Source organism: Anaerovibrio lipolyticus DSM 3074, from assembly GCF_900141865.1.
GTDB classification, from domain to species: Bacteria; Bacillota; Negativicutes; order Selenomonadales; family Selenomonadaceae; genus Anaerovibrio; species Anaerovibrio lipolyticus.
Genome location: NZ_FQYW01000026.1, coordinates 1 through 15,799, shown reverse-complemented (window position 1 = coordinate 15,799; position 15,799 = coordinate 1). Strand labels below are relative to the sequence as shown.

Here is a 15,799-nt window from a genome sequence, read left to right as displayed (position 1 = left end):
TTAAAAACTATTGCAATAATCCATCAGCAATTTTTCTACCGTTATCAGGGCAGTCAGTGATAATTACATCCACCCCATAATCACAGAATCGCTGCATTTCTACCCGTGGATCCACTGTCCAGGTATTTACCTTTATTCCATGGGCATGGCATTTATCTATATATTCCTTATCTATATGCTGGTAGTTCGGGTGAACTGCCTCTGCCTGCATCATGGTAGTATATCCAGGAACATCCACAAAATTCTGTCCCATCAAAAGGCCGATACGGGCCTCAGGCACAGTCTCCTTCAACAGCTTAAGGCTATAATGATTAAATGAAGAATAAATAACCCTATCCTCCATTCCAAATTCCCTTACCATTGCTGCAGTCTTTTTCTCCAGCCCATCATAAAAGATAGCAGATGTCTTTAATTCTATGTTTAGCTCTTTACCCGTTGGAGCAAAAAACTCCAAAAACTCCCTTAAAGTAGGAATTTTCACATCACCATATTCCGGATGAGTCTTGGAAAAGGAAAACTCCCGCAGTTCTTTTAGTGTAAAATCCTTCAGCCAACCACCGCCATCGCTGGTACGGTCAATTTTTTCATCATGGCAGATAACAATCTCCCCATCCCTTGTGAGCTGAACATCCAGTTCAACACCATCCGCCCCCATTGCAACGGCCTTTTCAAAGGCTGGCATGGTATTTTCCGGGGCATATTGCTTATCCCAGCCGGAAGCGCCCCTATGGGCATATATTTTTGTTTTACTCAATTACCTTGCCCTCCTCAATAGGTGTGGAAGAACGCCAGGCCAGGAATTTTTCCATAACCTCGGCTATAGCAATGGATTCAGCTCTTGTAAGCTTAAAGCCCCCCTTGGGATGGCCGTTGATTGTGGAAACAAAATCACTAAGCTCATAGCGTAGCCCGTCACCCAAATACTTGGTAAAGAACTTCTCGTTCTGATTAAAGTCCTCATAACAAATTTCAAACTCCGTTGTCTTCCACCAAGGGGCCGGAACAAATATATAACCTCTAGTGCCGGAAATCAGCAAATGACCATCCGACTTTACCTTAACACCTGTTTTGGCTGTGGCCATACTGCTGCCATAATTAAAATATGCCTTAGCATAAAGGTCGATACCATTTTCAGCCTTAAAACACTCAAAACGGACTGATTTATAGTCCTTACCCAACAGCTTTATTATCGGCAAAAGGGTATAACTGCCAAACTCAGTAAAGCTGCCACCGTTTACAGGGTCAGTAAGCTCTCTGGTATTACGCTCCGGCATAATTCTTGTAAAAGCCGATTCAACATCGCGTATTTCGCCAATGATGCCGCTCTGCACCATGGACAGCAACCGAATAAACCCGGGAGTATAGGCAGTTTTCAGGGCTTCCATCAGAATCAGCCTCTTTTCTTCAGCAATTTTAAACAGTTCCTCCGCCTCTGCCTTATTCAAGGTTATAGGCTTCTCACACAAAACATGTTTGCCGTGGAGCAGGGCATTTTTAGTATATTGATAATGAAATTGATGAGGTACACAAACATCCACAGCGTCTACATGCTCGTAGAATTCTTCCTCATTATCCGTGTAAAATTCGCAGTCCATTTCCTCAGCAAATTTTCTGGCACTTTCAATATGAGGATTAAATACTCCAGCAAACTCCATACCACTTACATACTTGGCCTCCGGAATAAAACGGCGGGCGATACGGCCACTTCCTATAAGGCCCATACGAATTATTTTGTTGTTGCTGGCACGCTTCATAGTGCTGGAAACGCCCTTAGTCCGCTCCAGATATCTAACCTCACAAAAGTCTTTGAGATAGTCAAATTTCCCCGTCCAATCCGAACCAAGGACAAAAATATCCACATCATACTTTTGTATATCCTCTACCTTTTGCCCCACATGGTCTTCCACTATCACTTCATCAGCAAAGCCTGTTTTCTTCACGTTCTCTATGCGGGTCATAAGAGAATCCACCACATTTAGTTTTCCTCTGGCCTCATCAAAGCTTTCAGTGGTCACTCCCACAATCAGATAATCCCCCAAAGCTTTGGCTCTTTGAAGCAAGCGATAGTGCCCCTCATGAAACAAATCATAGGTACCATATGTAATTACCTTAACCATAGCATCAACTCATTTCTTTGTTCGCCATCATTCGCTCCATGACAAAATCATATATCTTTTCCCCCGCAGTACCATCATTATTGGCCGCAATGCTAGAATATGCTGACAGCTGTTGCTCCCTATCAAACTGCTTGCCATGGATATTGTCATCAAGTAAATCTTTCAAGGAATTAAAAGCATTTTCCATACAGCCATACAAGAACCAGGCTGACATACGGTCATAGCCAATTTCCATATTGAATTTACTTTCATCATCAAAGGTAATTGGTACTTCTTCCCAAATATCCTCATCCAAATTCACATGGTACAGCTTACGGGTTGGCCAATAAACGAACTTTAAATCCTTGCTGTTACATTCAAAGCTTTCCCAAATAAAACCACCAATACCCCAAGTGTATAGATAACCATTATCCGTCTGGGGACTCGCCTCAAATGGTGCATCCCACTTGGTAATTTCACCAGTAGACTTATTTAGCTTCAAAAATTGATTTCCCCAATTCGGCACTATATACAGATACTTCTCGTTATAGGCTGTAGAACCAAGAGGCTGTATGTCACACTCATAATGCATTCCCGGATGATAGCAGGTAAAGCCCTCTGGAAATCCACAATACTTTTTAATACTGCCATTATTCGGGTTCCATTTCCAAATTTCCTGCCCCTGGGCTGCGTACATCCAAATATAATCTCCATCTGAAAACAATACATTAAATCCGATTTTGTGATTTGGAGCTATATCGCGTATCTCAACAGAAGCTGTCTCAGGAGTTATAATGATTTGTTTTGCACTGTTAATTGCAGAAATATATAGCTTATCATTTAACAGGCACCAGCCACCCATCAACCAATCATCATCCTGCTTCATACTTATAATGCCTTTGAGGCCTTCTATATATGATACAGTATCATCTCTGGTATCAAGACAAACAATGGACGGATAACGCAATGGTCTCAAAAAAATCTTATCACCAATCATACAGGAACCGGCAAATAGTCCCCCCTGATTTTTCTCTTCTCGCAATGGAATGGTTTTAACAATTTTATGGTCCTGTAGCACCAAGATATTCTGTATATTTGATGGACACACATAAATCTTATCATCCTTAGTCCAAACTGTACTGTAGTAATTTCCATCCTGATCATCATGAAGGCGGCAATAGAACTCATAGTTATAATCATGATTTGGTGAATAAAGCAGACAGTTATTCCAGGTAATAAGCCAATCCCCTGTGTAATGGGCAATACCGTTAACAGCTTTGCCCCGCCAATCATTGGTTCCTGGCAACTCATGTATCTGATTATCCAAAGCAAAGATTGGTTTTCCAGCCACTCCAAATAAGGAAGTAACACTGGTACCAAGATCACCTATATATACATCTGAACAAGCGATAGCCGTTTCCATAGACGGGGAATCATCATAAATACCAAGGTTGCTCTTAATAAATAAATCCCGCATTTTTTCATAAGTAGGAAACGCCTCTGGATGAACTGACTTTAACGTAGACTGTAGCAATGGATGAGGACGCCATAATATACAAGCATCCTTGCGGCCTACAAAGGTATTAAATACATACGCCATTTTCTGCATAAATGCCTCTGTATCCGCAAGCATGCCGCCCAGACTGGTATTATAAAAATAAACTGCCTTCCCCTTCATCTTTTCCGCCCACCCCTCTGGCAAGGCAGGAGGATTCTGACATAGATGAATCACACTATCAAATTTAGGGGACCCTAATGGAAATATCTTGTGACGAACTGACTCATCAAAAAAGCCTATCAGGCGTTCAGCTTGTACAAATATTGCATCAGCATTTTCGTATGCCGGCAGCATAGCCTGACTTTCAGCCATTCCACCAGTAGTAGCATAGTACGGAATATAATACAAATTTTCAGTAACAACATTAAGGTTGCGAGAATAATATTGTTCTGCCACTGTCGTGACTGTATTTGCATCATCATAGGGATTGTGTATAAAAATAGCATCCGGATGGATTTCTTTTAGCCTGTCCAATTGAAAATCGTGCCAGTCTAAAACTGGCACATACTCAGGGAATAGGTCGGCCTCACAGTGCATCTCACCAAGAGATCCATCACTATCTATATCATAATATGGGATGGGCACAACATAGGCTTCACAATGTTCCTTATCTTCCACAGCAGCTTTCCAAACGCTTTCTAAACTGTCCCACATGGACGCCTTATAGGGCAGGAAAAAAATCTCCTTTTTAATATACTTCTCTTCCCGAAGGCTTTGCAATACACATTCCACAATCTCACTGCAAAGGCTACGACATTCTTTTAATTCGTCAGTGCCTAGTACCGACCAATCTGTATCTAATATTATCTGACACAGTGAACCAATCATATCATGATATTGTTCATAAACTACTTTTTGAAAACCTTTTCTGCACTTATCATCCACACTCTGCAAAATCCCCAACACCATTTGGCTCTGCTTATTATCCTGCCAGTCGATCTGTCTAAAAATCTGCAACAATGATGTGAGAAGCTCTAACAGTTTTTTTGTACGGCCCGATCCATCAATTAAAAACACACCCTATCAATAAAATGAACTATAATATAATATTATACAAAAAAGTACCTATCTCCTGCGTAATTTGTAGAAAATAGGCACTTTTATTCAGAATTATTGTAATAAATTTAATACATCAGAAGAGCTATGATTAAACTGACTCAACATTGCCATAGTCGACTGGCTCAATATGTTGGCCGTAGCCATATCCATGGCACTCTTGGCAATATCTGCATCACGAATTACCGATTCCGCCGCTGTAGTATTTTCCAGTTCAGTAACGATATTGGTATCCGCATTTTCCATGTGAACAATCTGAGCACCAATCAGAGTGTTGGCATCAATCAGATACTGCAACCCCTTATCCAAAGCACCAGTGTACTTAACTGGATAATCCTGTCCCAAGAGGAACTCCCGCTTTTCCGAGGTCATTATGCTATAATCATCCAATGTTTTTTCACCAATCTTGTAACCAAAAATCTGGTCCATGGTAGTTTGCGGAATCCTTACATGAATATTGGCAGATGATTTATCCGTATGCTGAATAACCAAATCATTTACGTAGGTATTACGATAATCATTCACCACGTTGTCCACAATACCATTAGCAATCTTAGCACCCTTTTCCGTCTGTCCGTTGAGAACAGTATACTTTCTAGTATCATAAATGGTTATAGTACCAGCAGTTAAATCCGCTGCCACACGGAAATTTTGGCTAGAGTTAGCAAGGAACTGTGACAGCCCCTGCTCGTTTTTGTCCCCATCCCCCATATAAAGAGTTCTGACAAGGTCATCAACGCTGGTGACATCGGATACATCCACTACCAGGGTATCTATATCCATGCCGTTTCCCCCACTAGGCGGACGCTCATCATCATTAGGATTTATTCCATTGACGAACAAAACATTTACCCATTGATTCGCATTGGTGGCATCATAGAAACGGAAGCCCTGACCGTCCAGTGTTGAAGGAATGTCCGCACCACTTAGCAGGCTATTAAAATCTATGGTATAATCCCGCAAACTGCCTTGCACGAGCGAAATTTTCTGATTATTGCCTTCCTCACCGCGTACCGTAGCATTAAAAGTTATGCCCGTCACACTTGAACCGCTTGTTTTGGCTTCTGCCAAGGCCCCCATCGCAGAGGTTACCAGACTAACAAACGCTTCAGTGGCAGAACTGCTACCACGAATACTGTTCAAATCAATGACCGTAGATCCATTTATCTTTGAAATACTGTCGATAGTTGGTGACTTACTGCTATCAATAAACTCATAATATTGCTCATTGCCACTATGATAAATGGCTTTTCCCGCAAACTCAGCAATCAAATCATCCGCACTACCATAACTGGACAAGTTCATCGTCCAAGTGGCCGTAAAACCATCTTTGCCTGGATGTGTGATACTTTGCATGGATGCGGGATTAATCATAGATGCAGGTAACGCCTGAGCTGCAGTATAGCCATCTCCCCCCTCCAAGGCTACACCTTCTACATTATATAAACTCGTGTCATTAGTTATATCTCCAGCCTCAACAGTTGTTAGGATAATCCTATTTGAGCCTCCATATGTGGAATCATACTTTACATCTACATATTCACTTAAGTGAGCTGCCAAATCCATAACCACATATGTAAATGCATCATACCGGGTTGCATCGATTTTATGCACATTCGCGCCCCTATAATTATTACTCATATTGTTAGTTAATACAAATATTTGTTCGCCTCCCCTATAGGATACCTTAAAAGCCCTGTTATATATTTCTGGCCTAGTAACAGTATCACCAAAATCAATGCCAATAACTCTTGGCGTATCCTCAGTACCACCAGACATAGCATTAGTACTTATTGTATTTATTTTATATCCATCATACTGTGGATTATCACTATCTGTACCAAAGACCGCAAAAGGTCCTTCCTGCCCATCCAACGGATTATAGGAGCCTGAAACAAAATTAAAAGCATCACTACCCTCCAGCTTTTCGGCATGATCCAGCTTAAACCAACTCTTTACAGCTTCACTGACCTTCGTGCCAAGCAGCAAATGCTTGCCATTAAAAGTAGTTTCAGCAGCAATATCATTTATTTCATTATAATACTCGGTGATTTCCTTTTGGATAATCGCCCGATCATCATCAGTATTCGTATCATTATGCGCGTCAATAACCTTCGCCTTTACAGTACGAAGGAGATTAATCTGGCTCTGGATAGCCCCCTCAGCCACACGTAGCATGGATGCACCATTCTGCACATTGGCATCCGCCTGATCCAAAGAGCGTATCCTCACCCGCATTCTTTCAGAAATTGCATATCCTGAAGCATCATCACCGGCATTACGGATTTTCTCTCCTAATGCCAGCTGTTGGGCGGCCTTATTTTTTTGTTTATATTCTTGTTTAAAGTTCCCAGAATAAATCCCGCGGAAGCATTATTCGTGATTACCATTAAGCTTCACCGCCTAGCATCCTTGCTAAATTAAACATTTTCAACATCCTTGCGAAACACACATTAAAGCATTCTCTATAACAATATTCACTTAGTTAATCGAAAAAACATGGCCTTTTCTAAAGTCCAAAAAGTTTTTTTGCAATAAAAAATGTCGGCGTATGCTCATCGCCGACAATAGCTATCAACACCGCCCTATTATTGCTGAATCACTAAAATATGCTATCTTTTGCTCCGGCAATGTCAGGACATAGCCATTCACAAAGTCACTGCCCTCCTTCAGCCCCATACCGGAAAACCAATTTTTCAGAGCTTCATAATGACGGCTGACCACCACAATTACTCTTTCATCAACAGGAATAGTATCAAAAACATCAAGCATGTCACCACATGACAGGCTGCTGTTTATATCCTCTCCGCTATCATAAAACATACCTTTAAAAGATGGTCCCAATTCAGAATACAAGGCCGGACTTCCAAAAAATATACGTTCCGTTCTTTCCAGCAACAATCTTAGCACTGCGGCCTTCTCGACAGTTTCACGACAAAGCTTGCCTAATTCAGACAAGCTCTGCGTTACTGCGACCTCATTTTGCCATGGCGTCTTATATAAATAATGCCAGAACAAATTACTAAAGCAATCTGACAAATCAAAACCAAAAACACTTCCAGCATAATGAAAAATTGCTTTTTCTCTGAACAAATTATGCCATCTGGCATAGCTTACCAGATAATTAAACTCTATCGGAAGATATTTGCACGAATTTCGAAAAGAATAGTTCAAGAAATCCTGATCGGGATATTCCCGCCAGTTCTCATGCTCCAATAAAAAATCAACCATTTCATCGGCAAGCTGGGGATGTTCCCTAAAATAATTCATGTTCATTACAAGAACACCAGAATTAAAATACTTATCCTGAGCCACTATTCCAGTTTTCACCAATAGAGGGGCCCGTTCAGGGGGCAGCATACCCACGATACTGTCTGGTACAGCAGCAATACTTGCATTATCCAGGCGTATATCCCACAGCTTGGCAATATCCATGTGAACAATAACATCCGCATCAAGATAAATGATTTTTTCTACATGTGATGGCAAAATTATTCCTGCGCCAAGACGGTAAAACATTCCCTGATAGCGTGACATATAGATACGATTCATTTTTGCAATAAAATCAACCATTGCGGAATAATGCAACACATTGTAAAAAAATATTTCCTGCCCATAATATTGCGCCAAATTTACAAGATGATTCCTGTTTTCATCGGTTAAGGTATCATCATGCAGAATATGTGCTGTCACATGATATGGGGTATTTTCCCACAAAGAACAAAGGGAAGCACCAATAAACTTGGTGTATTTCCCGCTTATATCATTCAATGAATAACATACATGAATTGTGGTACTCATACTAGCTCCTTAAAATGTCTCAATTATTAAAGCACACCTATAATCCCTTATCATCAATAAGCCGCTCTATGGCCTGCACCACCTGAAGCGGGGTTATCGATTTGCTGCACTCAAATTCTCGTTCTGTCCCCTTGTTATATGGACACACCTCTTTCCAATTAACCTTCAAGTCATTATAACAGCCATGACACACCAACTGATTATAAACCCGATACGGTGTGTCAAATTCCCCAATAGGCAAACTGAAACCACTTATAAGCACAACTGGAATATTGCAGGCATCTGCCAGCCAGGACAGGCCACTGCCAAGTCCAATAAAAAAATCTGCATAGGCCAATAGATTTATTCGCTCCATAAGGGGATGCATACCAGTAAAGTCCTCGGCTCCCGCTGGCATGGTTATTTCATAACCATTTTCTTCAACCTTATTGGCACCATCAATGCATAGTACCCGATAGCCAAGGCTCTTTAAATATTCCACCACAATATCCCAGCCATCCGGATAAAGCCACCGCTTCACTATACCCGAAGCCTGCACAGCGATGCAAACATATCTTTCCTGTATCTGCCTTGGAGCAGTAGGATAATAAAGAATCGGTTCAGCCGTATGGTGTAGCCCCAATATAGCCTTAGCCGACATATATGGCGGCCACCGTCGGGAATCATCCGGAATAAGATACGGCGGCAAATCAAACACTGCCAGACAAAAGCCCACATAACAATCATCTGGTATTTCCTCCGTTAAGATTATATCCGGCATATACTCTTGACACAGCGGAACAAAGCTTTTAGGTGGATATAAAAATATATTGGCATCATAAATCCGCTTCAATTCGTTTATATATGGCAAAACAGAAATAGTATCCCCTAAAACACCATTTACCATAAAAATGTAAATATCCTTATTATGAAGGTCCATCAAATGCTCGAAAACCTTTTCGCCATCCAGCCAAGCCTCGATGTACCAATGAACATAGTATTTTTCCAGTGACACCAGAACCTGCTGGGAAATTTCCCCATCAAAACCGACAAGGCCCGTATCAAAATCAGAAATTTTGATATGCCAATTTCCTTCCGGTACTTCCAAACGAGCCCCCGCATTGAAATCAAATTTCAAGCCATCTATACCCGTCTCCAGCTTCACATCACCAGCTGCTTTTTCAAAGTACAAGAGCCTGCCAATCTGCTCCGGCTGTATTTCATCCTTTAGTATCGAAAAATAAAAAATAGGATACTTATGCATTATATATTTCTCTCCATATATTCTTCCATAAACACCTGCTGATACTTGTCATATGAATCATCCAACAGTTTCGGTGCAGAACAATGAATACACCAGAAATCATCTTGCTGGGGCACCACTACCCGATATCCGTGCCGCTGCATTTCCTTGCACTGGGATATATCATAAAAATGCCAGCCGGTAAATAAATCCTCCCGCCAAGGAATATCCACTTGGGTTGCTATCATAATTCCGTCAACTGCCTCTACATCCATGCAATTACCATCAAACTCGGGATAACGGTACTTTAGGATGCTCTCCGGATCCATGATTTGTAATGCCCGCCCAACGGGCCGTGACGTATCCCACCACACACCATTGGATGGTAAGTTTTGTGCTCCAATTACTCCCATTGCTCCAATGGTTTTATCTGCAAAAATATCAAGCATATCGCTAATAAAATCTCTATTCGTAATTAGTACATCCTGATGCAAATATACTTTATATTTAGCATCCGTATGCTTCATTCCCAAATTGTATCCCTGACAAATGGACTTGGCCCCTCGAATCGGCACCAGTTCTATCGCCATACCATCAGGAACATTCAAATTATTTATATACAGCTGTGTCTCATGATACCATTCCTCATCATTGACACAGGCAATGAATGCTACTTTCTTTTCAGGCAAAACATTCGAAGCGTCATTTACAATAGATGAACTTTTATCAGTGGATGGCAGAAGCTCATCCGGATACTCATCAAGCTCATCAATACATTTTTTCCATTCGATAATTGTATCATAATCTGTATTGGCACGATAAAAGTCTACCATCACATCAAGCAATTCTCTAAGCAGCTTTATACGGCCTGCTCGGTAAAAACCAGGAACAAAGTTACTCATAAACTGACCTACATTATGAACATGATTAAATATAAAAACCACAATATCTGATGTAGCTATTGCTTCTTTATCCGCCAAATGCAATATCTCATTCGTAGTATCAATGCTATCAATACCGTACTCCACTCTAAGAAGTCTGGTTACCAAAGTCCAGCGCACGTTTTTACCATAACGTCGCTTAAATTCAATTTTATCCGGATAAAACTTAAGTGCTTTTACACACCACATTTTTACGCTCAAAATATTCGACGTATTGTCAAAGCCACCAGAAACTAATTGTTCAATGCATGCTTTGCCTTCATTACTGCAATCAACTACGGGGGTAAAATTGATATCTTGAAATTTTGCATTATGAAGTACATCTAAAATACTTTCATCTGTAAATACCCTGTCAATAAATCGGTCAGAATTTCCCCGCATAGTCTCCACAACACTTTTCCAATAGAGCGAATTAGCAAAGGAAACAACTACATAACCTGTTTCTGACAAACAAGTGCTTAATAAGCTTGCCATTCTTACGGGATTGCAGGATCTAAAAAACAAATCTTCCCCTATAATTACGTCAAAGCTCTCCGGCTGAACCGGAATACTGTTACTCAAATAATTCTCGTTAATCCAATGTATTCCCAATCCTTCATACCTGCTCTTGTCAACAGCCTCCTCACCGTTTATCACTGCCGTAATATCAGCATTGGGCACAATCCGACGAATTTCCCCAATATACTCAACACTGTTTATTACCATTACCTTTATATTTTGTTCAGTTTTTTCTATCAGACTTAATAATACTTGCGTATGCTCTGATTGTAATTTAATTTCCATATTCTTCTTTTTCCAGCCAAAACGCTTCTTACACTACAACCACACTTACAAACTTTTTTATATCACGCAATGCCGACCGTGCCTCATCAATATCATGGAAATGCAACACTAATGTTCCAATTGCTGCATTTGCGCCTGAAAACTCAGAAACCTGTGTACCAGATTCAACCCACATATCACATTCCACAACGTGCTTTTGAGCAAATAAATCATCGACAAGTATCTTTTTGAATATTCCTGATTTATTACTATGGATGATATACTCCGCCCATGCACCTGTATATACTGGATCATGTAAGTCTTGAATAGGCATGCCCAATGCACCACGTATATTCGCTTCAATCAAATCCTGCCCGCACGCCAGCTTTAGCATTTCTGAAAGGCGATTGCCGCCACCACGCGGTGATACCTCCATAATATACGGTTTGCCATCTGTACAAAAACGTGTTTCCACATTATATATAGAAGTTCCTAACTGCAACAATTTAATCAATCTTTGCAGTTCACCCCGTAATTCACTCTGAGCAGACACAGGCATATCTGATGGCCAACTATATCCAGACGGCGTATATGGATTAATCGAATCATCATCAAAGCATTGGCAATCAAAACTAGCAAATACCAACTCACTATTGACAGAAAAACAATCCGTGTCGGATGAGCAACCAACTTTTTCCAAAAATTCTTCTACAATGACACGTCCGGACAATGAATGTTCGAATGCATCATCTAACGCCGCCCCCAACTCTTCAAGTTTATCCACACGTGATACGCCTTTACTGCCAGCAGAATCAACAGGCTTAACAATAACTGGTAATAAAAAATGCTTTATACCCTCAAGAGCCTCTTCTTTTGAGCTATATCCTTGTGCTTTAGGAACATTAAAATTATTATCTGATAGAAATTTACGAAATTTATCTTTGTTTTGCAAAATTTCTACGGATTTATATGGGCATCCAGGCAATCCCATTTTTTCGGCCACATAAGCAGCGGTTACTACACCAGGATCAGTAGCAAATGAAACAATTCCATCAATCTGAAGTTTCTTAGCCAGTTCTAAAACATTTTCTTTATCTGTAATACTAACATTGTGATATTCATCCGAATATTTATGCCCGATATTATCAGGTAGATAATCACAAGTTATTACATAAATCCCCATTGCATGGGCTTTCTCGACAACTGGAATAATATATCTTGATCCGCCTAGAATCATCAGCTTATTTTTCAATAAATCTTCCTCCTCAAGGCCAAAATAACTTTTATACAATTACTTCACCACTATCAGGCGACTAACCAAAGATTTAAGCACATCTATTGAATCAGATTCATATCGGTTTTCCCTTATTTTTTTTAGCACAAATAGCACATTGTTTATCCAGGTGAATAATGCCATTTCAAAATCTTCCAAGCTTGCAAGATACAATTTGTTTTTATACGCATATTCAATCTCAAGCCCCCAGCAAATCGCACCTTTCAACATTGTTCTAGGAGTTCTTTGACTTTGTCCTTCGTGTATACGGAACAAACTCAAGCTCTCCCTAATATACAACAAATCACCATGCTGCAGACAGGCTAGCCAAGTTGGGAAATCACTTAAAAAATATTCCCCTTCTTCTCCACTGAAGCCGAGATCATTATTATTTAGATATTCCTTTTTTATGAGCACAGTTGTTGGCTCACCTACAAAATTTTGTCCTGAAACAAGTATCTCTCTGCCCACAGTCCCCCCATCAACACGTGTTGTTTGATTAAACACAGGTTTCCACTGGGAATCGTTAATTTTCTCACCATTTGCTCCAATCATTTCCCGATACGACGTAACAAGAGCAAGACCTTCGTTTTGTTCATAACAATCAACCATTTTCGCAATCTTTTCAGGCACAAACAGGTCATCGTCCATCAACCAATTCACATACACTGCATCAGGATTATTATATTTTCGTGCTCTATTCCAATTGTCATTTGATTCAAAATCCGGATGATGCTCATAAATAATGTTTCTATATTTTTTAAGATACGGAACTATTAACTCTTTCGTTTTAGTATTATGACTATTGTCTGTAATAAAGACTTCAATGTTTCTATACGTTTGTGAAAGGACACTTTCAAGAGCTTCCCTAAAATATTCAGGACGATTATACGTTGGGATTACTACAGAAACCAGCGGGAAAATATCTTTCGAATATGTATCTAAAAATATATCCTGACTTGCCTTATCATGTTGCCTTTGCTCTGCCCAATTAGCTATGCACCAGTAATCCGTTTGTTTAGGAACAACGACCTTATACCCTGCTTTTCTGTATTCTATGCACTGAGCGACATCCCAGAACGCATCTGTATAAAACAAGTCTGTCCTCCATGGCAAATCATACTGAGTCGCCATCCAGAAACCGTCAATGGCCATAACCTCCATATAATCGTCTATAAATTTTCCCTTTTCAAACGTTTCCCCATTATAGCCTATAGCTTTGCCAATTCTTTTATTTGCCCATACACATACTCCACTTGTCGGGATTTTTTCCGTACCAATTAATCCTATCATTCCAATTGATGCATCTTTATTGAACACACTAAGTATATCTTCTAAAATATTTTCATTGACCATAACAGTCTTTGCATCAAGATATACCTTATATTTTGCTTTAGTCTGACTGGCCTCTTTAACATAGGCTTCCAAACGAAGTGATGCATCAATGACCTCAAATAATTCCACACTATAACCTTCAGGAATTCGCAAAGCCTTCATATATTCCCCTTGCTTTCTTCCTGCTTCTTCGTCATTAATCCAAAGAATTATTGCAATGCTTTTTTCATCCACCATTTTTACTCCTCATTTTTTGAAACTAGATACACACAAGATGTATCTATCAGCCCATTCTTTTTCATAACTTCCCGTCCAAAATATTCTCTGTCGCACTCCTTAACATTGAATCCAGCCCGATGGATACGATTCAAAAAACCTCGACGTGAATATCGCCTTATATGGTCGTTCTGGTAAAACCTTCGCCATCGTTCGCCTTCATCAGAGCATGATGGATCCTCATCTATTCCCTCTGCATTAAGATCAATAGGAACAACTAGGATACCTTTGCCTTCAGCAGAGAGTATTCTTCTTAGTTCAAACATTGCCTGCATATCGTCACTAACATGTTCCAGTACGTGTGAACATATAAAAAAGTCTATACTTCCGTCCGGAATAATATCCATATGCATTATATCAATCTTATAGTCTACACCAGGCATAAATAAATCAGCCGTCCTATACTCCACGTTTGGAAATGTCCGGCATATGAAATTCCCCAATGCCATGGATGGTGCTATATCCAATACACGTAAGCAAGCATCCTTCGCAAGTTCCTTTTTCATACAGATGGCGTAAGCTCGTTCTCTATCTGCAGCACCACATACGGGGCATGAATATTGCAATTTGTTTACCATCTCTGAACGGAAATCATCCGAAACATGATTTTTCTTAGCCTGCTCCTTATAATAAGGAGATAGTGGGACATACTCATCAAATACACTACCACAGCAGGCACACTTCTTCTTTCCTTTTTCGCCAATCACCCCTGACAATGGAGGTTTGACAATCGTACAGTGCAAAATACGCTCTAATTCCTCAATTTTTTCATCCAGAATCTCATAAAGTAAAGTCAGGCTTTCTTTATATAGGTCATCAGCTGTTGCATACTCTGTATTAAGCAGCTCTAATTCTCCTTGGAGTTTAAAGGCACATATGCATCTTTGTACTTGAGTTACCTTAAAAATCAATCCAAACGCATAATAGCGATCCGAATCAAGATTTTCATCTGGACAAAATCCTTCAATTGACACAGTGTTTTGGCTGTCCTTACAAGCAGATTCAACTACATGAACCTCAAAATCTAAAAAATTATATCTTACTAACCTACACAGCATATTCCGTCACCAACTTAGTCTGTCAACTCCCATATCACAACAACTAATCTCACATATCCTTATATAATCTTTGGATATGCATTTTGTTGGAGTCGGTCGAAATTAGCCACTCCAGGTCGGTCAAAATTAGCCGATTTTAGTCAACATAAAATAGCCATTCCTTTTTTCATTCGTTTCCTCTAAACTGGATAGTGACCAATCAACCCAGCTGGAAGGAGACAATGTGAATGATATAAAAAGTAATGGCTTAGTGCCAATTATAGCACAAGCCTTAGAAGTAATGGAAGCCAAGACAGGCCACAATATACCTTTGGATAAGGTAAATCTTGCAGAGCTTGGCAGATTAACTGGATTATCTCGCAGCAAGCTGCGTACTCTCAAGAAGAATAACTTTCAAGACGGCATCAGAACTAAATTACCA

The 15,799-nt window shown here is 40.0% G+C and carries 11 protein-coding genes; 1 reads left to right on the top strand and 10 read right to left on the bottom strand.

The features are described from left to right. Nucleotides 1-7: 7 nt before the first annotated feature. The 10 genes from B6K08_RS12310 to B6K08_RS12265 form a co-directional block, all read right to left on the bottom strand. Nucleotides 8-754 carry a glycerophosphodiester phosphodiesterase gene (locus tag B6K08_RS12310; protein ID WP_080326238.1) on the bottom strand — a complete coding sequence of 249 codons (747 nt, stop codon included), beginning with the start codon at nucleotides 752-754 and terminating at the stop codon, nucleotides 8-10. After that, nucleotides 747-2,117, bottom strand: coding sequence for a Gfo/Idh/MocA family oxidoreductase (locus B6K08_RS12305; RefSeq protein ID WP_080326237.1), 1,371 nt, complete (start codon nucleotides 2,115-2,117; stop codon nucleotides 747-749). The genes B6K08_RS12310 and B6K08_RS12305 overlap by 8 nt, the downstream gene beginning before the upstream one ends. 4 nt (nucleotides 2,118-2,121) lie before the next feature. Continuing rightward, nucleotides 2,122-4,611, bottom strand: a complete 2,490-nt coding sequence (locus B6K08_RS12300; RefSeq protein WP_159446784.1) for an NHL repeat-containing protein — start codon at nucleotides 4,609-4,611, stop codon at nucleotides 2,122-2,124. A gap of 153 nt (nucleotides 4,612-4,764) precedes the next feature. Then, complete coding sequence (locus tag B6K08_RS12295) at nucleotides 4,765-7,071, bottom strand: flagellin N-terminal helical domain-containing protein (protein WP_268761952.1); 2,307 nt, start codon at nucleotides 7,069-7,071, stop codon at nucleotides 4,765-4,767. A gap of 213 nt (nucleotides 7,072-7,284) precedes the next feature. Beyond that, the gene (locus B6K08_RS12290) at nucleotides 7,285-8,511 is read right to left on the bottom strand and encodes a glycosyltransferase family 8 protein (RefSeq protein ID WP_080326234.1); all 1,227 of its coding nucleotides are present in this window, start codon (nucleotides 8,509-8,511) and stop codon (nucleotides 7,285-7,287) included. Nucleotides 8,512-8,548: 37 nt separating this feature from the next. Further along, entirely contained in the window at nucleotides 8,549-9,754 is a 1,206-nt protein-coding gene (locus tag B6K08_RS12285; RefSeq protein WP_080326233.1) for an autotransporter strand-loop-strand O-heptosyltransferase, read from the bottom strand. Beyond that, complete coding sequence (locus B6K08_RS14285) at nucleotides 9,754-11,457, bottom strand: glycosyltransferase family protein (RefSeq protein ID WP_327078482.1); 1,704 nt, start codon at nucleotides 11,455-11,457, stop codon at nucleotides 9,754-9,756. Before B6K08_RS14285 ends, B6K08_RS12285 begins: the two co-directional genes overlap by 1 nt. A gap of 28 nt (nucleotides 11,458-11,485) precedes the next feature. Next, nucleotides 11,486-12,688 carry an ATP-grasp domain-containing protein gene (locus B6K08_RS12275; protein WP_200810432.1) on the bottom strand — a complete coding sequence of 401 codons (1,203 nt, stop codon included), beginning with the start codon at nucleotides 12,686-12,688 and terminating at the stop codon, nucleotides 11,486-11,488. Between the two features lie 39 nt (nucleotides 12,689-12,727). After that, on the bottom strand, nucleotides 12,728-14,281 hold the full coding sequence (locus B6K08_RS12270) for a glycosyltransferase (RefSeq protein WP_080326232.1): 1,554 nt from the start codon (nucleotides 14,279-14,281) through the stop codon (nucleotides 12,728-12,730). A gap of 2 nt (nucleotides 14,282-14,283) precedes the next feature. After that, the gene (locus B6K08_RS12265; protein ID WP_080326231.1) at nucleotides 14,284-15,378 is read right to left on the bottom strand and encodes a methyltransferase domain-containing protein; all 1,095 of its coding nucleotides are present in this window, start codon (nucleotides 15,376-15,378) and stop codon (nucleotides 14,284-14,286) included. Nucleotides 15,379-15,601: 223 nt separating this feature from the next. Between B6K08_RS12265 and B6K08_RS12260 the strand changes: the two genes are divergently transcribed. Next, nucleotides 15,602-15,799, top strand: a 198-nt coding sequence (locus tag B6K08_RS12260; protein ID WP_234985365.1) for a hypothetical protein, incomplete at its 3' end; no start/stop codon positions are given.